This is a genomic window from Adlercreutzia sp. ZJ473, from assembly GCF_013185065.1.
Classification (GTDB): Bacteria; Actinomycetota; Coriobacteriia; order Coriobacteriales; family Eggerthellaceae; genus CAAEEV01.
Map to the genome: position 1 here is coordinate 1 of NZ_JAAVTO010000034.1, position 20,916 is coordinate 20,916.

Here is a 20,916-nt window from a genome sequence, read left to right on the forward strand (position 1 = left end):
GCCTCGAGCGCGACGCGGCCGCCCATGGAGTAGCCCACGAGGACGGGAAGGGCGGCGGCGGGGACGGCGTCAGGGCCGGCGGGGGCTCCGGACGCGGGGGCGGGGGCGGCGTGCGCGGGGGACGCCGGCGCGGGGCGGACGGCGGCCTCGCACGCACGGGCGACCCGCTCGCAGACGCCCGCCAGATCAAGCCCCTCGCGCGCACATTCCCCCAGGTCGAAGACGCGCGCCTCATGCCCTCGCGCGCGCAGGAGACGCGTGGCCTCGTCCCACGTGCGCGTGCCCTGCGCGAAGCCGTGCAGCAGAACGAACGTCGTCATGCGGCCTCGCCTTCCCTACCCCTGGTACTTCCCGTAGCGCTCGCGCACGCCCCGCAGCGGGGTGCGCACCTCGACGAGGCTGATGCCCGGCGTGCCCAGAAGCCCGCGGTAAGCCTCCGCGAACTCCCCCACCGTGCGTGCGCGGCGGTACGGGATGCCGAAGGCGCGCGCCGCGTCCTCGAACCGCACGTCCTGCGGCACGAGGAACAGCCGCTCGAAGTACGCCTCGTCGGACGCCTGGGGCAGCATGTCGAAGATGGCGCCGCCGTTGTTGTTCAGAAGCACGACCACCACCGAGCGCGCCGGGGCGTGGTGCACCAGAAGCTCGCGCTGCAGGGCGAGCGCGCTCAAGTCGTGCAGCAGGGTGAAGTCGCCCGTGACGAACGTGGTCTGCGCGAAGTGCTGCGCCGCGCCGAGCGCCGTGGAGGTGGTGCCGTCGATGCCGTTCTGGCCGCGGTTGCACAGCACGCACAGGGGCTTGGCGCCCTTCGTGTAGAAGGTGTCCACGGCGCGCACGGCCATCGAGTTCGCCGAGAACACGCACGAGCCCGCAGGCGCCAGCTCGAGCAGCGCGCGCACGTAGGCGCCCTCGAACTGGTCGAGGTCGGGGGCGGCGAGGGCGAACTCCGGCGCACCCTCGGCGGGGGCGGGCTGCCCAGAGGCCGCAGCGGACCCGAGAGCCATGGCGAGCCCCGACGCGCCCACGCTGGCGATGCGGTCGCGCTCCGCGTCGTTGCGCGCGACCCACTCCGCGCAGAACGCCCGCTGGCCTGCGTCAGGCTCCTGCTTCCACGCGTTGCGCGCGAAGTCGAGCGGCGAGGAGCTCACGAGCAGGTCGGTGGCGAAGCGGAAGTCGCGCGTCTGCGCCACGTCGACCACCACCGAGAGCGCCGCCTTGCCCGCCATGATGGTCGCGTGCTTGGAGACGGGGTAGCGTCCGAAGCGTATGACCACGTCAGGTGCGAGGCAGTCGGCCTGGCGGCAGATGTTGTCGTAGTTGTCGACGACCTCGGGCGCGTCGACGCTGCGCAGGCCCGAGAGCGGGTCGGCCAGAAGCGGCAGCCCCAGCGCGTGCGCCCACGCGACGACCTCGCGCGCCTCGGAGAGCGTCGAGCACGTGCCCTCGCCCGCGAGCACGAGCGCGCGGCGGCCGCGCAGCAGGCCCCCGATCCGCCCGAGCGCCTCCGCGTCGAGCACCGTGCGCCCCGCGACCAGCGGCGACAGCACGCCTGGCAGCGCCAGCGCCTCCGCCCGCGCGCCCCCCTGAGCCTCCCCTCGCGCATCCGACAGCGCCTCCGCCCGCGCGCCCGCGACGTCCGCTCCGCGCCGCGCCACGGCGAACGCGTCACCACCCGCCACGGCGTCAGCCCCCGGGAAGTCGGGCTTGAGCGGCTCGTCGAAGGGGAGGTTCACGTGCACGGGCCCCGCCATGCGCGCGCACCCGCGCGAGGCCACCTGCGGGTCGGCCGCATCCGCGCCCACCTCGGCCGCTGCCACACGCGCGTCCACCTCGGCCGCTGCCGCGCTCGCGCCCGCCCCCGCAGCCCCTATCGAGCTCGCACCCGCGCCTGCCGCCGCGCCGCCGAGCGCCGCCAGACATGCCTCGCGCGCCGCCTGCCGCACGAACGCCAGGTCACGCTCGCGCGCACTCGGCAGCGGCATCGCCCGGAACGCCCGGACGCGGTCGCCGTACGCCTTCAGCTGGTCGGTGGTCTGCGGCGCGCCGAGGCCCTGCAGCTGCGGCGGGCGGTCGCCCGAGAGCACCACCAGCGGCACCCGCGAGGTCTCCGCCTCCATCACCGCCGGGTAGTAGTTCGCCAGCGCCGTCCCCGACGTGCACACCACGACCGCCGGCCGGCCGCTCGCCTTCGCCAACCCCAGCGCGAAGAAGGCCGCCCCCCGCTCGTCGACGTCGACGTAGAGGCGCAGCCGCTCCGGCGCGCGGCGGCTCAGCTCGAACGCCGCCATGGCCAGCGCCGTCGAGCGCGACCCCGGGCTCACCACCACGTCGCGCACGCCCCAGCGCGCGAGCTCGTCGAAGAACGCCGCCACCCACAGCGCCGTCACCTGCGCATGCGTGATCTCCTGGTTCGCCATGCCGCCCCTCCGCTACTCTTCGCCGAACGCGCTCAGGACGGTGCGCAGCTTGAGGTCGATCTCGTCGTACTCGGCGTCGGCGTCGCTGCCGCTCACGATGCCGCAGCCCGCGTACACCCAGCCGCACTCGCCGTCGAACACGCCCGTGCGCAGCGCCACCGAGAACTCCCCGTCGCCCGAGCCGTCCACGAAGCCCGCCGTGCCCACGTAGAGCCCGCGGTTGTACGCCTCGATGCGCCGGATGAGCATCTTCGCCTCGCCGACCGGCGTGCCGCTCGTGGCCGGCGTGGGATGGAGGTCCTTCATGAGCGACCACAGGTCAACGCCGTCGAGCACGCGCGCCCGCGCGGGGGTGTAGAGGTGCTGCACGTGCGCGAGCGACATGATCTGGGGCGTGGCGGGAACGTCCACGTCATAGCACACGCGCGAGAGCACGTTGCGGATGAAGCGCACCACGTAGTCGTGCTCGGCGCGGTTCTTCGCGTCGGCCATGAGCTCGGCCGCCAGCTGCGCGCGCTCCTGCTCGTCAGCGCCCGCCGGGCACGTGCCCGCCACGCAAGCCGACTCGACCTCGCTTCCGCGCTTGCGCACCAGAAGCTCGGGCGTGCAGCCGCAGAAGAACACGTCGGCGTAGCGGTACATGACCACCGTGCCGCGCGCGCTGCCGTCGATGAGGTTCACCAGCAGGTCCTTCGACGAGAACGGATGCGCCGCCGCGAGCTTGAGGCGCCGCGAGAGCACCACCTTGCTCACGCGCCCCTCGTCGATGGCGGCGAGCGCCTCGCCCATGGCGGCGCGCCACGCCTCGCGCGAGTCGGGCTCGAGCGTGTACGGGATGCGCGTGCGCACGCGACGCGGCGCGTTGGCGCAGAGGCGCGTGAACCGCTCCACGCGCCCGGCGTACACCGGGCTCAGCGAGTTCACCTGCAGCAGGCGCCCGCGCTCGTTCTCGATGAGCACCACCTCGGGCAGCATGAAGCGCAGCCGCGGGAACGCGCAGAACAGCTCGTCGGCAGGCGCGGGGTTCTCGGCGTCGAAGCGGTTGAAGGAGAAGAACACGGCCGGCTGGTCGACGGAGGCCGCGGCGGCGGGAGCGCTGCCACCTGCAGGATCGACGGAGGCCGCGGCGGGGGATGCGACGCCCGCAGGGTCGACGGCGCCTTCGCCAGCGCCCGCGTCGGCCGCCCCGCGCGCGCGCCCGCTTCCGTGCTCATAGTCCACGTCCTCCAAGGAGGGCAGGGCGATGCAGCGACCGAGCCCCATGTAGCGCGTCTTGCGCTGCTTGTCGTAGTAGACGAACTGGTCGGTGAAGCCCTTCTGCAGCACGCAGAACGCGTCCACGATGTCGGCGTCAATGGGCTTGGTCAGGGAGAATATCTTGGTCATGGCACCTCTCGTCCCGCGCAATCGCGCCCGACCGCGGAAAATGCCGCGCTGCCGGGCTGAATTCTTTGGGAAATTCTACCACGCCCGCTATACTGTTTCGTCGTATCACAGGGCCTTTGGCCCCGCACGGCATGTACCTGAAGGAGGAATACACATGAAGGGATTCCTGAACGAATTCAAGGAATTCATCAACCGCGGCAACGTAATGGACTTGGCGGTCGGCGTCATCATCGGCGGCGCGTTCACGGCCATCGTCACGTCGCTGACCACCAACATCATCAACCCGCTCATCAACGTCATCGCAGGCGGCGGCGCTGACGCCATCTCGGGCCTCGTGATCCCCGGCACCGAGATCGACTTCGGCGCGTTCATCAGCGCCTGCATCAACTTCCTGATCGTGGCGTTCGTAGTCTTCCTTTTGGTGAAGGCCCTGAACAAGATCCAGACCGCCGGCGAGAAGGTGCTGCACCGCAACAAGAACGGCGAGGAGGTCGTCGAGGTGCCGCCCGCCTGCCCGTTCTGCCTCGAAGAGGTGAAGGAGGGCGCCACCCGCTGCCCGCACTGCGCCGGCGAGTTCGCCAAGCCCGCCGAGGTCACCACAAAGCCGGCCGAGGCGTAAAGGACGCACGCGAAGATAGCAAGCACAAGGAGGGGGCGCAGCCTGGGTTGCGCCCCCTTCCCTTTTCTCATGCGCTCATATCGTCCCGAGCGAGGCTGTCCCCCCCCGTGTCATCCCGAGCGAGGCTATCCTCCCCCGTGTCATCCTGAGCGAGCGAAGCGAGTCGAAGGATCTGACCCCAGGCGCGGCGCGCCCGCATGCGCATTCCACTCGCAGCCAGATCCTTCGACTCCGCGCCCTGCGGGCGCTCCGCTCAGGATACACAGAGTGAGCACCGCGCCCCTAGCGGCAGCAGGCGGGCACGGCGTGCTTCACGCGGTCGCGCTCCTCGGCGCGCTTGCCGTCGTTGAAGCGGTCGAGCGTCCCCACCAGGTAGCCCGTGATGCGGCGGATGCGGTCGAACTGCGCAGGCGCCAAGCCGTAGTGGATGCCCACGTCCTCGCCCTCGACGTCGAGCGTGAGGGACTCCAGCTTGCCGTGCGGGAACTTCTCGTAGCCGCGCTTGAGGTAGGCGCGGATCTCGTCCTCGCTGACGCGGGCGTCATCGTCGCTGGCGTAGCTGACCTCGACGGCAACGCCGTCAAGCGTGATCTTGTCCGTGGTGCACGTTGCGGTCATGATGGGCTCCTCCTGACGGTCCTGGTTTGATCCTGATATGGGACGCGGGCCTTCGGCAAGCCAAGCCTTCTGCAAGCCAAGCCTTCTGCCAGACGGGCCGCATGGCAGCCCGAGCCGTCAAGGCAGGCCACCCGGCCGCCCAACAACCCGAGCAGCTGAAGAAGGCTGGCCGAGCCGAATCATCCGCGCGAGTAATCACAGAAGGCACCTTACCACATCGCGCCCCTTAAATGCTACTAATTTTATATCATTTAAGAAACCGCCCGGTGAACGGCAACTGACGCTGCCGTGCACGGAGGGAGATCTCATGCGGAGCAGCAGGCTTCGTCCCCGTCGCTCCGCATGAGAAATGCCGCGAGCAGAGCGGCGGCAGCGCGGAAGTACGGCAGGCGAGCCTCCCTGGCGACAGCGGCGGCGAAGCTCGGCATCCAGACGAGGACGTGCTCGACCAGGAATCTTCCATAGGCCGCGGCTGCGGAGCCGCCAGGCAGGCTCTCGGGCGCCGGGCTGCCTTCTACGGCCGTGGCCATGCCAGCCTCAAGCATGGCGAGATGCTGCAGAAGCTCCAGCTCCGTGGCAACATGGTCGAGCGGCTCGTTCGTGCCCTCGGGTCGACCCAGGCCACAGCTCTTGCAGAAGCGCTCAACGGCCATGGAGTGCGGGTTCACGAACAGGAGCGGCTGCACGGCGTCATCAGCTGAGCGCCACACGCCCTCGTAGGGGCTGCAGACAGGCTCGGGCGCACCCACGCACAGGCGCGTGGCCTCGGCGCGCAGGACATGGAGCAGGGCGTCGGGGTCCGCCCCTGCGTTCGCGCGGGCATCGGCGGCAAACGACTCGGGCAGCTCAAGGTCGAGGGCTGCGGCGACCTCCTTCGCCGCGTCAGCCCACTCCCCAGATGCTACGGCCTCGGCGAGCTCGGCAGTCGGGTAGCGGAAGCTGAGCGCCAAAAGCTCGCAGGCGACGGCCTTCAGAGCCCAGGTTTCGTCATTCGTCATAATCGGAGTCCTTCCTCTTCAGGCCGGCGACCACGACCCTCCCGTTGGCCGCCACGTGCACGAGCAGAAGCGCGAGCAAGAGCTTGGCCGATACGGCGTGCAGCGGATCCCAGAAGTAGTAGCCCTCGGCGTAGAGCCCGAAGGCTGGCAGAACCGCGCCCGAGACCATGAGGCCCGAGGCGCAGCACAGCATGAGCACGATGACGAGCGTGGCGTCCAAGGCAAGCTTGGCGAGACGCACGCCTCGGCGACAGGCCGAGCTGCGAGCAGTCTCAACCAGGTAGTCGAAGTGCATCGCAACGTGGACGATGATGGCGGCGAGGGCGCCAAAGCCCAGCCACTCGTGCAAGGCGATGCCGGTGACAGCGGGGTTGGCAACGATCACGTAGGCGACCAGCACGACGGCATCGACCGTCAAGAGCCTTCTGACGTCCATCACTCGCAGCCTCCCTTCGAGGCCTCGTCAGGCTGAGCGGCCTCGCCCTCCTGCGAGCGGGAGAGCGCGCCGACGAGCACGACCAAGCCCGTCACCAGAGCCATCGGCGCGAGGATCCAGAGGTTCATGGACGCATCGGAGGCCTGTCTGTAGCGACCTTGCAGGGTGTCCCAAGCATGGCACTCCACAGCGGAGCAGCCGGTCTCAGGACAGGTCATCTCGTGGACCCCATCGGGCTCAGGCACGTCGTCGAAGCCGTGGCACTCACCCGACGCGCAGGCCACGACCGGACAGGGCGAGTCGGCCGAAAGAGGCCTCACGGCGCTGTCAGGCTCAAGCGCGAAGCCCGCGCCGAGCGCGCATGCGCCCACGATCAGGAAGACCGCGAACGTCGCTGCGATCTTCTTCGGCAACGGGATCACCTCCTTGCCTCTCGCCTTGCTCGAAACATCCCGTCCAAGCGCCTGTCCGAAAGCCCGGTCCGCCAAGAAGGGGAAAGGTGACGAGGACGCGGCGAAGCGGGCTTTCGATCAGGCGCCGCCTGGCAAAAGCCCAGGCGGCGCCCGCATCCTTTGCACCACAAGCCCGCCGGGGCGCGGAGGATGCCGGAATACCGCGCTCTGGCGAGACTGGGCGAACGCGCGGCCAGCGCGCTCGCCCAGAAGCGTGCGACCGAGCCAGAAGGCCGAGGCGCTCGTGCTCCGAGGAGCTATTTCCCGGCCGGCTTGAGCGGAAGCTTCTTGAGGCCGAGGAGGAGCAGCAGGGCGCCCAGCGCGAACACGCCGACGACGACGCCCAGCTCAAGCATCGTGGGCCAGTAGACCATGCCTTGGTAAGCTTGGGCGAGCGTGCCGGTCGCGTTGGTCACGGTATGGGGGTTGACGACGCCGACCAGGTCAAGGTTGGCGATCTGGAAGCCGCCGACCAGGAGCTGGACGCGCTTGCAGAAGATGGCGACGATGGCGAGAGCGCTGGCTACGACGAGCGCGCCGCTGGTCCTCGCCTTCGGCACGAAGCAGATGGCGGCCGCAAGCGCGGTACCGACGACCTCAGCCCAGAAGAACGGGGCGAGCGGGCCGGAGACGAGCATCTCGACGACCTTCGCGCCCTCAGCACCCGGGAAGCCGGCGGTCAGCAGGTCGCAGCCGAAGAAGTACAGGTCGACCATGCAGAAGGCGCCGAGCATCTTGGCGAGCTTGACGAGATAGCGCTGGTCGAGCTCAAGGTAGCCCACCTTGCGAAGCGCGATGACAACCACGATGACGAGCGCGGTGCCGCAGACGAGCGCGGAGCTCACGAACCACGGGCCCAGAAGCGCGGTGTGCCAGAACTCGTGGGACTGCTGAAGGCCGAAGATCCATGCGGTCACGGTGTGAACCAGGACGGCGCACACCAGCGCGATGACGGAGATCACGCGCAGGGCCGTCTGGGAGACCTTGCCGGCCTCGGCGCGAAGCGTCGCCCAGAGGTACACGCACGACAGGATCAGGTAGGTCGAAAGCACGATGATATCCCACATGAGAGGACTCGAGAGGTTCGAGTACACGAAGAGCTCCCAGACGCGCAGCGGCTGGCCCATGTCCACCACGACGAAGGCGATGGCGCACACCGTGGCGCATATGGAGGTCCACACGGCCACCTTGGAGATGCCGCCGAAGCCCTCCATGCCGAACGCGCGCGGGATGGAGCTGATGATCAGGCCGCCGGCCGAGAGGCCGACGAAGAACATGAACATGGTGATGTAGAGGCCCCAGGAGTCCAGGTTCCTCATGCCGGTCTGGATCATGCCGCCGCTCAGCTGCACGACCCACAGGGCGATGCCGGCGACCGTGAGCACAGCCGCGACGATGATGGCGATGTTCAGTCCCTTGCCGCCCTTGGCGGGAGCAGTAGCGTTAGTCATTTCCTTCTCCCTTCCTTAGACGAGATAGTAGACGGACGGACGCGTGCCCTTCTCGGGCAGAAGCTGCATGTGCTCGCGAGAAGCGAGGAGCTGGGAGACCTCGGAGCTCGGATCGTTCAAGTCTCCGAAGTACCTGACGCGCGAGGGGCACACCTCGACGCATGCGGGCTGCAGCCCCTTGGCGAGGCGGTGCCAGCACATGGTGCACTTCTCCACGGTGTGCTTCTGGTGCGCGGGCACGTCGGGATCGCCCACGGGAAACTCGACCGCGAACTTCGGCTCCTCCCAGTTGAAGGAGCGCACGCCGGTGTAGGGGCAGGCGCTCATGCACATGCGGCAGCCGACGCACTTGTCGTAGTCCTGGCGAACGACGCCCGTCACGGGATCCTTGTAGGTGGCGCCGACCGGGCACACGCGAGTGCAGGCCGGGTTCTCACAATGCTGGCAGGCGACGGGGAAGATGTCCATGGCGAGCGTAGATGCCTCCCCCGCCTTGGGATACGCGCCGGAAGGCGTTCCCTCCTCGGATCCCCCGTCGGTGAGGATGCGGTTCCACCACATGTTGTCAGGCAGATTGTTCTCGATCTTGCAGGCCATCGCACAGGACGAGCAGCCTATGCAGTTCTTCATGTCGATGACTATTCCGAGTTTCTGGGCCATTATCTATCACTCCCCTCGTTCCACGGGCAAACATCACAGACCGTGTCCATGAAGCTCGAGTTCACCGCGAACTTGTCGAAGTCTCCTGGGATGAGCTCAGACCAGCTGCCTGCCTTGAACTGGGTCCTGTGCCAGCCCTTGGGATACACGACCGTGCCGGGACGAATCGCATCGGAGAGCACCGCCTTCGCCACGGCATGGCCCAAGTCGTTGAAGCACTCGACGTACATGCCGCTCTCGATGCCGCGCTCCTGCGCGTCGGCTGGATTCATCTTCACCGTGGGCTCGGGATCGAGCTCTCTGAGCGCCGGGACGCTGTGCCACTGGGAGTGCACGCGATACCTCGGGCGCTCGCTCATGCACACGAGCGGATACTTCTGGCAGCTTTCGCTCTCAGGCCAGGCGTGTATCGGGGGGAACCAATGCGGCAGATGCTCGAGCGCGATGTCCTCGGCTGTCGGGGCGAGGTGCGTTGCGCCGCGCGGCTGCGGATCCTCCGCGTAGAACTCCAAGCGCCCGCTCGCCGTGGGGAACACGCCTCCCTCGAACGCGATGTAGGGGCTCGTGGACGTGAAGCGCACTTCCTTGTTCGCCTTGATCTGCTCGTACGTCGCGCCGATGGCCTCGGCTGCCTCGCCGGAGTGGATCTGCTGCAGAGCCTCGCCCGACGTCTTCGGGAAGAGGTCGCCCATGCCGAACCCCTGCGCGATGAGGTGCACGATCTCCGCGTCCGACTTCGACTCGTACAGCGGGTCGACGGCCTTCTCGTTGTAGTTGAAGCAGGCCGTCTCGCCCATGCCCGTGATCTGCTCGACTTCGAACCACTGGCACACGGGCAGCACGAGGTCCGAGTAGCGGGCCGTGTCGGTCATCATGGGATCAGCTGTGACGACGAACTCCAGGTTGGGCAGAATGTCGTTCAGCCACCTGTTCGTGTCGGGCGAGCAGTTCAGGGGGTTGCCCGCGAACACGTAGAGCATCTTGATGGGGCAGTCCTTGCCGCTGAACTTGCCCGTGCGCAGGACCTCGGGAAGCTCGAGGTCGATGATCATGGGGGAGGTGCCGATGCCTGCGCCGACGTTGTACATCACGTTGGTGGCGGTTGACGTGAGCCAATACGAGCCGTAGGAGGCGCCCGGGTACCCCAGGTTGCCGATGAGCCCGCACATCGTCATGCCCGCATGCGTGGTCTGCAGGCCGTTGGCGTAGGCCTGAGGGCCGTAGCCGACGTAATGCGTGACCGGCTGGTCGAGAAACACGTCCACCAGCTCGGCGAAGGTGTCTTCGGGGATGTCCGTGAGCTCCGCCACCTTGGCGGGGGTGAACGAGGCGACCGACTCTTTCAGCAGCGAGAGGGCCGTCGTGCACGACACGCCCGAGGCGTCGAAGGTCGCGTACAGATCGGGGCTCGTCGCCTTGCTGGCCTCGACGGGCACGCCTCCCTGCATGACGACCGGCTGGTCGTCATAGGCCATGGACTCGAGCACCGACTGATACGCCATGCCGGCCACCAGCTCGCCCTGGGGCATAAGCTGCTCCATGGCGGCCATGGCGGCCTTCTGCGCAGCGGCCTCCTGCGCGGCCTTCGCCGCAGCGGCCTCGGCGCTCACCTCAGAGTAGCGGAGGAAGCGCCCCGTGTCCGAGCGAACCAGGAACGGGGCGACGGTGTGCTGCTGCACGTAGGGCACGTTGATCTCGTCGCGGGCGAAGATCTCGTTGATTGCGCCGAGGAGCAGGGCGGTGTCGGAGCCGGGCCTGATGGGCACCCATTTGTCAGCCTTCGACGCAAGGTAGGTGAACGTGGGGTCGATGACGACGAGCTTGGTGCCGCCCTGCATGGCCTCCTTGACGAAGTGCCACTGCTGCACCTGCGCGTCGGTGACGTTCGCCCCCCAGGCGACGATGGTCTTGGCGTTCACGAGGTCGGTGCGCTCGTTAGCGTGCCAGTCGTCATGAGTGCCCGCCACGCGCGTCATGGCCCAGCACGACGCCTGGTCGTACGAGGGAAGGATCATGGTCATGCTCAGGGCCTGGAGCAGGCGCGTGTAAGAGCCCGTCATCGAAGAGGCCAGCGACGTGCCCAGCGCGATGGCGACCGACCCCGGCCCGTACGCACCCTGGTACTCCTGCATCTTGGAGACGATCTGCGCGATGGCTTCGTCCCATGTGATGCGCTCCCACTGGCCGGCGCCGCGCTCGGTACCCTCGACGCGGCGCAGGGGGTACTTCAGGCGCTCGTTGTCGTACATGCGCTGCACATGGGACAGGCCGCGCTGGCAGATGCGGCTGTACGCGGGATCCGCATAGTCGGCGCGCGAGGTCTTGATCACCTTGCCGTCCTTCACGTGCACGTTGATGTGGCAGTAGCCGAAGCAGTTCGGCCTGCAGACGCCGCGGAATATCTGCTCTCCCTCGGACAGGATCTGCCCGGGAGCGTAAGAAGCGCCCTCGACAACCGCAGCCTCGGGCTGGGCCGCGCGGCCGGCGAGCATGCTGCCCGCAGCCACGGCCCCCAGCGCGACCGTCGTGGTCTTCAAGAAGCTTCTTCGGGTAAGTCCAGCTGACGTCGTTGGTGTCTTCGACATATATTCCCCTCTCTACCCTCTTTGTACTGGACAGATGTAGGGTAAAATACTGCGTGAATTTATCGCTACGACATGTTTTGCGCTGAGTGTCCGGATATGGACAGAAGCCCTCGTCGCTGTTCGGCAACGGACAGCGGCAGCTGTTTTTGAACGAGCTGGCAAGCGACTTCGAGCGCGAAGGCGGTTCCCGCGTCAAGCAGAGGAAGGAAGAGGATGAACGCGAAGGCCCCCGGTAGGAAAGACCATCGGGCTGAAGTGACCAAGACCCTCCTCCGAAGGGCTTTGATCGACCTGCTCGAAGAAAAGCCCATCGGATCTATATCCGTGGCCGAGCTGTGCCGCGAGGCAGACGTCAGCCGCAGCACCTTCTACGCCCACTACGACACGCCAGAAGACCTGCTCGAAAGCATTCAGGCCGAGCTTATCAGCGAGCTTACCTCCTCTTCGCACAAGGATACCGTCTCCGTGTACGAGCACATGCTGTACACTTGCCAGGTCAGCCTGAAGAACAAGGACTTCTACCTTCTTATTGCGAGCGACCACCGTGCGCGCGCTCTGTTCCGCAGGAAGCTGCTCGAGCTGATGGACGATCCTCCCGAGCTTCACGACTTCCCCGAAAACCCCACGCCCGAGCAAAGCGCCCAGCGCTTTCGGATGCTCGCCGTAGCCGAAGGCTGCGCGGGCATCATGAACGATTGGTGCGACAGGGGGTTGAAGGAGCCGCCCGAGGCGGTTGCGCGAGCCGTCGCCGATTTCGTGACGCTCTGCAACGGGCGGCCAGCCGGCAGCGCCCAAGCGGGCTGAGCGGCGCCGTCCCGTGGCAGCCGACCTCCCGACGAGGGATGAGCGCGGCGGCGCGAGCAGCGGGCGGCTATTCTTCGAAAGCCGCCTGGAATGCGCCTTTCGACATGTCGGTGATCGACTTGGCAACGACCTCGACGTCTTCGCGCATGCCCGACCGTATCCATCGAGCGAGAACCGCGCAGTATCCGCTCGCGGCAAACGTGAACGCCCGCTCCTTCTCGCTTTCAGACGCCTGGATGCCCGAATGAGCCCATTCCTCCAACCAGGATTCGCGGGCTAGGCTCCATGATTTGACGATGACGCTATGGGGGGGGCGTCCACGCTCTGCGACGCGATAACCGCAAACGCGCGATTATCCTTCGTCGCGCGCAGGATGGCGCAAGTTGCCTCGTAAAGCGACGAGACCTCCACCTTGCGAACATACGCGCGTATCGTATCGAAGTACTCCTCTTGGATGTCGTCGAACACGTCCGCCGGGGTTCGATAATGCGCGTAAAACGTGTTTCTGTTGATGTCCGCCTCTCGGCACAGCTCGCTTGTCGTCACATCTTGCAGCGGCCTTTCCCGCAGCAGCCTGACCAAGGCGTTTTTGAGGGCGAGCCGCGTCTTCCTCACCCTGCGGTCTTCGGCAGAGGCCGGCTTGCGCGCCTCGTCCCGCTCCCCAGGCTCGCACGACGGGAGTTCGTCAAATCCGGGAAGCGCAGCCACTTCGTACCCCTCCTGACCGCCCGCGCATCGCCTCGCGAATCGCTCGGCATGCAGCATTTTCGAACGCTTCAAGCGATAAATGCCCATAAACGAACAACTGGCTGAACGACGTTGTGTTCGCTGACGAGCGATAAGTATTATCGCGAACCGAGAGGCGGTTTTCAACCCAAGCCGCCTTTTGCTTGAAGCGTAAATCATATCGCGTGAAGAAGAAGGGGGAGCAACGCCATGACGAGCAATGACAGAGTGACCTACAACCTCTGCCAAGGTTGGGGGTGCCACGAGCACTGCCTCGTGGAAACCCATGTCAAGGACGGCAAGATCGATCGTGTGCAGAAATGTCTCTTCCCCGGCAAGCGCCCGGGCAACGACATCTGCATGAAGGGCATCCTGTCGGCGAAGATTCCATACGCGGAAGACCGCATTCTCTATCCGCTGAAGCGCGTCGGGGAACGCGGCGAGGGCAAGTTCGAGCGAATCAGCTGGGACCAAGCGCTCGAGGAGATAACGGCGAAGATCACGGAATCCGCCGAGAAGCACGGACCTCGCTCCATCGTCCTCAACCAATTCTGGTGCGGTTACCCTGGCGACTGGAAGAGCACCCACAACGACCTCATCTATCGATTCGCGTTTTCCTACGATGCGTCGATAGTGGAGTACCAGGCAGTCGACTACGGCCTCACGTTTGGAACAGCGGCGGTAAACGGCCTGTTCACCGTCAACTCGCGCCGCCTTCCCGACGATGTCGGCAAGGAGATCATCATCTGGGGAGGCAATCCGCTCGGATTCACGCGCCCCGCGGCTTCGACGCACTTCCTCCTCGACGCCCAGGAGCGAGGAGTCAAGCTGGTTCACATATCGAACCTCTTCGACGTGACGTCGGCCCGGGCCGACCAATGGGTTCCCATCAAGTCCGGCACCGACGGCGCGCTCGCGCTCGGCATGACGAACGTCGTCATCGAGGAGAACCTCTATGACGCCGACTTCCTGCTGGAGAAGACCTCCGCCGCCTACCTGGTGAACACCTCGACGGGGGCTTACGCTCGCGCCGCGGAGCTGTTCGAGGAGGGGTCCCCGAATGACTTCGTCGCCGCCGACAAGGATGGCAACATCGGGATCGTCCCGCATCCCATGGGGCAGCCCTTCGCCGGCTACGGAGACCTCGAGCCCGACCTGCTCGCCGAAGTCGAGGTCAACGGCATCACGTACAAGAGCTCGATGCTGCTCCTGCGCGAGTTCTGCCAAGCCTGGACGCCCGAGAGGCAGGAGGCCGTCACCGGAGTCCCCGCCGAGACATGCGCCCAGGTCGCCCGCGAGTACATCGCCAACTCGCCCGCCATCATCTACCTGTACTACGGGCTGCGCTACCCGAACGCCGTCCAGTCGAACCGAGCGATCCTCACGCTCGCGCTCCTCGCGGGCAACGTGGGGAGAAAGGGCGGCACCATCATGCTGGCCGGCCAGGGCGAGCAGACCACGATGTACGGCATGGACCAGAACGTGATCAGGTTCCCGCGGGAGTTCCGGGGGATGAGCGAGCGCGTCACCATCGAGTCCATGCTCGAGAGCTTCGAGGATCCCGAGAAGCAACAGTACAAGGTGTGGCTCAACTGCATGGGAAACCCGCTTCTGAACTGGCCGAACAAGGATCTGTGGCGCAGGCGCATCCTGCCGAACCTCGACTTGTTCGTGTCGTGGGAGATCCGCATGACCGACACGGCACGCTACGCCGACTACGTGCTGCCGGAGACCACGACGTTCGAGCGATACGAAACCGTGTGCGACACCGACAACTGCGTCATGTACTGCGAGCCCGCCATCGAGCCGCTCGGCGAGGCGAAGAGCACGGCATGGATTTTCAGCGAGATCGCAAAGCGCATCGGCATCGGAAGCGAGTTTGAGCTAAGCGCCGAGGAATGGCAGCGCGTCCGCATCGACGAGGGCATGAAAGGCAAGAACGCGATCGTGTTCGATGCCGAGCAGAACCCCATCGGCTCGGAGCCCATCACGTTTGACGCTCTGAAGGAGAAGAAGGTCATGCGCGTGGACATTCCTCCCACAATCCCCGAGGACGGGCTGTCGATGGACATGCACACCACCACGACGGGACGCTTCGAGTTTTACAGCGAGCTCCTGAACGGCGTCGGCCACCCGTTCGGCGACCTTGAGCCCATCGACATACTCGACGAGGAGAAGCGCGCCGAGTACCCGCTGCAGTTCTACGTCGGGCGTCACAAGTACTTCATGCAGGGTCAGTTCACCAATATTGCGGAGAACCACCTCCTGGCTGAGCGACAGTTCGGCGTCGCCCTCAATCCCATCGAGGCGGCAAAGCGCGGGATGGTGGACGGAGAGCTGGTCGACGTCGTGAACTCACGTGGGACGATGCGCGTGCCGCTTCAGCTGAGGGACGACATCCCCGTCGGCATGGCGCACACGTGGTACAGCTTCGACGAGAAGCACTACCCGAACACTTGCTGCCCGCAGGACCTGATGCATGCGGAGAACACCCCTGAGCGCGAGACTTCGGTCATGAGAGCATACTATCCCCTGTACGCCTACACCAATATCGAGGTGCTCGGCACTCCCCAGGTCATGACTCATGTGGCGGGTCCTTACACGCCCGAGGGCCTGTGGGATCAGCTCTGCGACGTACGGAAAATCAAGACCGAGGGAGAGGAGGCCTAAGATGGCGAACACAATCCTCGTGAACATGAACCGCTGCACTGGCTGCTGGACCTGCTCGATGGCCTGCAAAGGCGCCCATCATCTGGACGTTGACGAGTTCTGGCAATACGTCCGCACCATAGGCGGCGGCGAGATCGACCAGCCCGGCGGCAAATGGCCGAACCTGTACATGAAATGGATGCCCGTCTGGAAGCAGAAATGCGCCAAGTGCGCAGGAGACGACAGCACGGGCTTCATCCCCTACTCCTACTGCGTTTACAACTGCCCAGCCGGAGCGCTGACCTACGGCGATGCGAGCGACCCGACAAGCGAGGTCTCCCTGCGCAAGCAGGAGCTGCTCGACAAGGGCTTCCGCGTCTACGAAATCCCGGAGTGGGAGGAGACCCGAAAGGGCGTCCTCTACGCCGAGAACAGCATCTAGCTCTGCGCGCCCTGCCCAGCCGCCCTCGGCAAGGCAGGGCGTCTTTTTATCATAGCAACCCATCGCGAACGAGTGTTTCACGTGAAACACTCGCAGACGCCCGGCAAGCGGCGCGATGGACAGCATAACGAGCGACCCCCTCCCCTGCGTCCCCGCACTCAAGAGGAAAGACCAGGCCAGCAAGCGACGCGCATCCCCGATGACCGTCACGCACTACGCGAAGCTGCTCAGTCCGCACCCTGCGCTAGATCTTGTACATGAACTGGAAGACGTCCTCGCGCTGGATGATCACCTGCACGCCGAGCTCTTCGCCGACGGCGGCGAGCTTCTCCTGCACGGTGTTGAAGTCGCAGGTCTCGGGGGCCAGCGTCACGAGCATGGTCATCGAGAAGATCTCGCCCTCGCCCAGGATGGTCTGCGAGATGTCGTCGATGTTGGCGCTGCACTCGGCCAGCGTGGTGGCGACTGCCGCGACGATGCCGCTGCGGTCCTTGCCCAGAACGGAAATGACGCACTTCATTGGTTGATCCTTCCCTCGCATCCCGAAAACCGGCTGCAACTCATAGTAATCCATCGCGAACGAGTGTTTCACGTGAAACACTCGCAAACGCCCGCCGCGCAGAGCGAGCGGAAATCGCAAGGCTGCGACGACAGCCGCAGGGCGCAAGCCAAGCCCCCAAGCACGGCCGCCAAGTCCTAGCCGCCGCAGGGCGCGACCGCCAGCTGAGGCGAGCTACTTGCGCAGGATGAGCGACAGCGCCTCGGCGCGCGTGGCGTCGCTCTTCTCGAAGATGCCGCGCACGGCGCTCGTGGTGGTCTTGCTGCCCGGCTTCTTCACGCCGCGCATGCTCATGCACATGTGCTCGGCCTCGATCACCACGATGACGCCCTGCGGATGCAGCTGCTCCATGAGCGTGTCGGCCACCTGCTTGGTGAGCCGCTCCTGCACCTGCGGGCGCTTCGCGAACGCCTCCACCAGGCGCGCCAGCTTCGACAGCCCGCAGACGCGGCCGTCGGCCGCGGGGATGTACGCCACGTGCGCCTTCCCGAAGAACGGCACCAGGTGATGCTCGCACATCGAGTAGAACGGGATGTCGCTCACCAGCACCATCTCCTCGTGGTGCTCGTCGAACGTCGTCTCGAAGTGCCGCGTCGGGTCCTCGGTCAGGCCCGCGAACACCTCCTCGTACATGCGCGCCACGCGCGCCGGGGTGTCGACCAGCCCCTCGCGCGCCGGGTCCTCGCCGACGCCCTCGAGGATGAGGCGCACGCCTTCTTCTATCTTCGCATGGTCCACAGTCGGTAAACTCCTCACAAAACGGATGCGGAACATCATAGCACGGAGCAGCCCCGCGCCCGCGCCGCTTCGCTCCCCTCGCACGCAACCGCTACAGCTAACGCTACGGCCGCGTGGCACATCATCGCTGCAGCGGCACGCACCATCACCGCAAGCGCACGCAACCGCTACAGCTCGATTGGCGTCCACTCCTCGTGCGTGCAGATCCACGCCGAAGGATTCTCAACCGAGAAGAACACGAGCGTGGGGTCATCCGGGCCGGCGTAGCGCTCGCCGAGCATGGTGAGATGGTCGAAGCCCGCCTGGCGCATCGCCGCGTCCGCGCGGTCCTCAAGCCCCGCCTCGCCGCGCAGGATGAGCCAGCCGTGCCCCGGCCACCAGGCCGTGGCCTCGAACCTTGGGTTCGCCGCAAGCTCCTCCCAGACGTCTTTGGTGGTGGCCGTGCAGAACCAGATCTTGCCGTCCTGCTCGGCGGCGAAGCTGAACGGGCGCACGTGCGGCTGGCCGTCCACGCTGGTGGCCAGGTACCACGCGGGGATGCTGGTCAGGTACGTGAGAACGGTGCGCATGCCTTCGGATGCCGTCATGGGAGGACTCCTTTCCAGGTTGGGAAGCCAGACGATCCCGCCCGCCCGTCAGGGAAGGCGGGACGCGAGGTTGATTGCCAGCACGCACGCGGCGAGGACTGCCACGCTCGCCGCGGCCACGGCGTCGCGCGCGTGAAGCTCGAGCGGGGAAAGGCGCGTGCGCCCCTCTCCCCCGTGGTAGCAGCGCGCCTCCATGGCGCCCGCCAGCGTCTCGGCATGGCGGAACGCGCTGGCGAACAACGGGACCACGAGCGCGGTGAGCGCGCGCATCCCGCCTGCCAGCGGGTTTACCGAGAAGCGCGCACCGCGGCTGACCTGCGCCTGGTAGACGGTGACGAGCTCCTGGGCGAACTGCGGCAGGAAGCGCAGCGCGATCCCGAGGATCATCGCAAGCTCGTGCGCCGGCACGCCGACGCGCGCAAGCGGCCCGAGCAGGCGCTCGAACGCCTCGGTGATGTCAAGCGTGGTGGTGGTCATGGTCACGAGGCTCATGGCCAGGAGCATGGTGACCAGACGCGACGCCACGAAGAGACATGCGCGCACGCCCGCCTCGCTGATCTGGATGAACCCGAGGCTCACGTAGACGGCGCCGCCCTGCGTCACGAACAGGTTGAGCAGCGCCGCGAGCACCACGATGAGGGAGAGCGGCGCAAGCGAGGCGGCCGTCTTGCCCACGGGAAGCCGCGCCACCCCGTAGAGGACGAGCACGAAGGCGGCGCACGCGCCCACCGCCGGGAAGTCGGCGCACAGGAGCACGATTACGATGAAGGCGCATGCCAGCACGAGCTTGGCGCGCGGGTCGCATCGATGGACCACGCTCGTGCCGGGAAAGTAGCTGCCGAACGAGAAGACGCGTCCCATCAGGCACTCCGTCCCAAAAGCGCAGCCAGGTCACACGCGAGCGAGCGCTCGTCGTACAAGACGCCCGACGCAAGCGGCAGGCCCTTCGCACGCAGCGCGTTCGCCATGCGCTGCGCCGCCGGAACGCCCAGGCCGATCGAGCGCAGCTCGTCTGCGCGCATGAACACCTCCTGCGGCGTGCCGACGGCGAACAGCTCGCCCTCCTTCAGCACCGCCACGCGCGAGCACAGCCGCGCCAGGTCGTCCATGCTGTGCGACGCCATGACCACCGTCATGCCCTGCGCATGCAAGCGCGCGATCAGGCCGAGGAAGTCGCGGCGCGCGGCGGGGTCGAGGCCGGCGGCCGGCTCGTCCAAGACGAGCGTGCGGGGGCGCATGGCCAGGACGCCCGCGAACGCCACGCGGCGCTGCTGGCCGCCCGAGAGCTCGAACGGGCTCTTCGCGCTGAGCACGTCGGGGTCGAGGCCGACCTGCTCGAGCGACGCGCGCACGCGCCGGCCCACCTCGTCCTCAGGAAGGCCCAGGTTGCGCGGGCCGAACGACACGTCGTCATACACCGTGGCGGCGAAGAGCTGCCGCTCGGGGTACTGGAACACCAGCCCCACGCTGCCGCGCACCTCGCGCGCCACGCGCTTGTCAGCCAGATCGGCGCCGCCCGCCAGCACGCGCCCCGCCGTGGGATGCAGAAGCCCGTTCATGTGCTGGATGAGCGTCGACTTGCCCGAGCCCGTGTGCCCCGCGATGCCGAGGAACTCGCCCTCGCGCACGCTGAGCGACACGTCGCGCAGCGCCCACACCGCATCGGGGCTGTTGCCCCAGTCAGGTGTTTGAGCAGGCTCTTTGCGGGCGCGCTTGGAGGCGCGGCCCCGCTTCGCCACAGCGGCGTCATACGCGTAGGAGACGTGCTCGAAGGCGATGAGGGGGACGCCCGCAGGCTGAGGGGCTGCGGGGTCCGCTGCGACCTGCGACTCGTCTGCCGCGACCTGCGGCGTTTCGGCCGTGCCTTCCGCATCCCGCGACTTGCCAGCCATGCCGCAAGCATCGGCCATATCCCGCGCGCCCGCCGTGACCGCGGCCGCCGTGCCCCGCGCACCCGCTCCGCCGGCCGCGCGCCACCGCGCGGCCACCTCGTCCGCCAGCCGCCCCTCGTCGATCTCGAGGGGCACCTCCACGCCAGCCGTGCGCAGGCGCGCGGAGAAGTCGGCAGCGAAGGGCACCTCCAGGTTCAGCGCGCGCAGCTCGTCCACGTGCGCGAACACCTCCCGCGGCGTGCCCTCGAGCTTGATGCGCCCGCCCTCGAGCACCACCACGCGGTCGGCGCGCACCGCCTCCTCCATGAAGTGCGTGATCATCACCACCGTCATGCCCGCCGCGTGCAGCTCGGCGCACACGCGCAGAAGGCCCGCGCGCCCGCGCGGGTCGAGCATGGCCGACGCCTCGTCGAGCAGGAGCACCTTCGGCTCCATGGCGAGCACGCCCGCGATGGCCACGCGCTGCTTCTGCCCGCCCGAGAGCGCCGCGGTCTCCTTCTTCTCGAAGCCCGCAAGCCCCACCTCGGCCAGCGCATGCGTGACGCGCCGACGCAGCTCGTCAGAGGGAAGCCCCAGGTTCTCCGGGCCGAACGCCACGTCGTTCTCGATGAGGCTGGCCACGATCTGGTCGTCGGGGTTCTGGAACACCATGCCCGCCGTCGCGCGCACGGCGTAGAGGCTCTCGGGCTCGCGCGTGTCCATGCCGTCGACGCGCACGCAGCCCGCATCGGGCACGAGCAGCGCGTTCACGTGCTTCGCCAGCGTGCTCTTGCCGCTGCCGTTGCCGCCGAGCACGCATACGAACTCGCCTGCGGCCACGTCCAAGTCCACGCCGTCGAGCACCGACGCGGCGTCGTCATAGGTGAAGCGCACGCCTTCGAAGCTGATCATGGGGCT

21 protein-coding genes are annotated in these 20,916 nt (G+C 67.0%); 4 read left to right on the forward strand and 17 right to left on the reverse strand.

The genetic code is table 11. The features are described 5' to 3' along the window. The 3 genes from HRL41_RS07580 to HRL41_RS07590 form a co-directional block, all read right to left on the reverse strand. Window positions 1-320: alpha/beta fold hydrolase (locus tag HRL41_RS07580; protein ID WP_172136247.1), on the reverse strand; the 320-nt coding region annotated here is incomplete at its 3' end. A 15-nt stretch (window positions 321-335) separates the two neighbouring features. After that, window positions 336-2,417: a 2-succinyl-5-enolpyruvyl-6-hydroxy-3-cyclohexene-1-carboxylate synthase gene (gene menD, locus HRL41_RS07585; protein ID WP_172136248.1), complete on the reverse strand. Its 2,082-nt coding sequence runs from the start codon at window positions 2,415-2,417 to the stop codon at window positions 336-338. A 12-nt stretch (window positions 2,418-2,429) separates the two neighbouring features. Next, window positions 2,430-3,803 (reverse strand): isochorismate synthase MenF, encoded by a 1,374-nt coding sequence (locus HRL41_RS07590; RefSeq protein ID WP_253904777.1) that lies wholly within the window; start codon window positions 3,801-3,803, stop codon window positions 2,430-2,432. Between the two features lie 154 nt (window positions 3,804-3,957). Here HRL41_RS07590 and mscL point away from each other — a divergent pair, with 154 nt between their 5' ends. Continuing rightward, complete coding sequence (gene mscL / locus HRL41_RS07595; RefSeq protein ID WP_172136249.1) at window positions 3,958-4,422, forward strand: large conductance mechanosensitive channel protein MscL; 465 nt, start codon at window positions 3,958-3,960, stop codon at window positions 4,420-4,422. A 282-nt stretch (window positions 4,423-4,704) separates the two neighbouring features. On the opposite strand, the gene nrdD is transcribed toward mscL, so the two are convergent. The 7 genes from nrdD to HRL41_RS07630 form a co-directional block, all read right to left on the reverse strand. After that, entirely contained in the window at window positions 4,705-5,040 is a 336-nt protein-coding gene (gene nrdD, locus HRL41_RS07600) for an anaerobic ribonucleoside-triphosphate reductase (protein ID WP_165171288.1), read from the reverse strand. Window positions 5,041-5,345: 305 nt separating this feature from the next. Continuing rightward, a complete protein-coding gene (locus tag HRL41_RS07605; RefSeq protein ID WP_172136250.1) occupies window positions 5,346-6,038 on the reverse strand; it encodes a molecular chaperone in 693 nt (230 codons plus the stop codon). Next, on the reverse strand, window positions 6,028-6,474 hold the full coding sequence (locus tag HRL41_RS07610; RefSeq protein ID WP_172136251.1) for a DUF4405 domain-containing protein: 447 nt from the start codon (window positions 6,472-6,474) through the stop codon (window positions 6,028-6,030). Before HRL41_RS07610 ends, HRL41_RS07605 begins: the two co-directional genes overlap by 11 nt. Then, window positions 6,474-6,887 carry a hypothetical protein gene (locus HRL41_RS07615; RefSeq protein WP_253904778.1) on the reverse strand — a complete coding sequence of 138 codons (414 nt, stop codon included), beginning with the start codon at window positions 6,885-6,887 and terminating at the stop codon, window positions 6,474-6,476. The genes HRL41_RS07610 and HRL41_RS07615 overlap by 1 nt, the downstream gene beginning before the upstream one ends. Window positions 6,888-7,183: 296 nt before the next feature. Continuing rightward, window positions 7,184-8,377, reverse strand: coding sequence for an NrfD/PsrC family molybdoenzyme membrane anchor subunit (gene nrfD / locus HRL41_RS07620; protein WP_172136252.1), 1,194 nt, complete (start codon window positions 8,375-8,377; stop codon window positions 7,184-7,186). 15 nt (window positions 8,378-8,392) lie between these two features. Beyond that, a complete protein-coding gene (locus HRL41_RS07625) occupies window positions 8,393-9,037 on the reverse strand; it encodes a 4Fe-4S dicluster domain-containing protein (RefSeq protein WP_172136253.1) in 645 nt (214 codons plus the stop codon). Further along, window positions 9,037-11,574: a molybdopterin-dependent oxidoreductase gene (locus tag HRL41_RS07630; protein ID WP_253904779.1), complete on the reverse strand. Its 2,538-nt coding sequence runs from the start codon at window positions 11,572-11,574 to the stop codon at window positions 9,037-9,039. The genes HRL41_RS07625 and HRL41_RS07630 overlap by 1 nt, the downstream gene beginning before the upstream one ends. A gap of 261 nt (window positions 11,575-11,835) precedes the next feature. On the opposite strand from HRL41_RS07630, the gene HRL41_RS07635 reads away from it, so the two are divergent. Further along, window positions 11,836-12,426, forward strand: a complete 591-nt coding sequence (locus HRL41_RS07635) for a TetR/AcrR family transcriptional regulator (RefSeq protein ID WP_172136255.1) — start codon at window positions 11,836-11,838, stop codon at window positions 12,424-12,426. A gap of 67 nt (window positions 12,427-12,493) precedes the next feature. Here HRL41_RS07635 and HRL41_RS12450 read toward each other — a convergent pair whose 3' ends face one another. Then, a complete protein-coding gene (locus HRL41_RS12450; protein ID WP_172136256.1) occupies window positions 12,494-12,688 on the reverse strand; it encodes a TetR-like C-terminal domain-containing protein in 195 nt (64 codons plus the stop codon). 14 nt (window positions 12,689-12,702) lie between these two features. Further along, the gene (locus tag HRL41_RS07645; RefSeq protein ID WP_172136257.1) at window positions 12,703-13,134 is read right to left on the reverse strand and encodes a TetR/AcrR family transcriptional regulator; all 432 of its coding nucleotides are present in this window, start codon (window positions 13,132-13,134) and stop codon (window positions 12,703-12,705) included. 228 nt (window positions 13,135-13,362) lie between these two features. Here HRL41_RS07645 and HRL41_RS07650 point away from each other — a divergent pair, with 228 nt between their 5' ends. Beyond that, a complete protein-coding gene (locus HRL41_RS07650) occupies window positions 13,363-15,822 on the forward strand; it encodes a molybdopterin-dependent oxidoreductase (RefSeq protein WP_172136258.1) in 2,460 nt (819 codons plus the stop codon). A 1-nt stretch (window position 15,823) separates the two neighbouring features. Then, window positions 15,824-16,243: a hypothetical protein gene (locus tag HRL41_RS07655; RefSeq protein ID WP_172136259.1), complete on the forward strand. Its 420-nt coding sequence runs from the start codon at window positions 15,824-15,826 to the stop codon at window positions 16,241-16,243. A gap of 244 nt (window positions 16,244-16,487) precedes the next feature. On the opposite strand, the gene HRL41_RS07660 is transcribed toward HRL41_RS07655, so the two are convergent. The 5 genes from HRL41_RS07660 to HRL41_RS07680 all read right to left on the reverse strand — a co-directional run bounded on the left by HRL41_RS07660 (window position 16,488) and on the right by HRL41_RS07680 (window position 20,910). Next, complete coding sequence (locus HRL41_RS07660) at window positions 16,488-16,763, reverse strand: ACT domain-containing protein (protein WP_172136260.1); 276 nt, start codon at window positions 16,761-16,763, stop codon at window positions 16,488-16,490. 213 nt (window positions 16,764-16,976) lie between these two features. Further along, on the reverse strand, window positions 16,977-17,540 hold the full coding sequence (gene folE, locus HRL41_RS07665) for a GTP cyclohydrolase I FolE (RefSeq protein WP_165171303.1): 564 nt from the start codon (window positions 17,538-17,540) through the stop codon (window positions 16,977-16,979). A gap of 167 nt (window positions 17,541-17,707) precedes the next feature. Further along, the gene (locus HRL41_RS07670) at window positions 17,708-18,127 is read right to left on the reverse strand and encodes a pyridoxamine 5'-phosphate oxidase family protein (RefSeq protein ID WP_172136261.1); all 420 of its coding nucleotides are present in this window, start codon (window positions 18,125-18,127) and stop codon (window positions 17,708-17,710) included. A gap of 48 nt (window positions 18,128-18,175) precedes the next feature. Further along, complete coding sequence (locus tag HRL41_RS07675) at window positions 18,176-18,988, reverse strand: energy-coupling factor transporter transmembrane protein EcfT (protein ID WP_172136262.1); 813 nt, start codon at window positions 18,986-18,988, stop codon at window positions 18,176-18,178. Next, window positions 18,988-20,910 carry an energy-coupling factor transporter ATPase gene (locus tag HRL41_RS07680; RefSeq protein ID WP_172136263.1) on the reverse strand — a complete coding sequence of 641 codons (1,923 nt, stop codon included), beginning with the start codon at window positions 20,908-20,910 and terminating at the stop codon, window positions 18,988-18,990. The genes HRL41_RS07675 and HRL41_RS07680 overlap by 1 nt, the downstream gene beginning before the upstream one ends. Window positions 20,911-20,916: the final 6 nt, after the last annotated feature.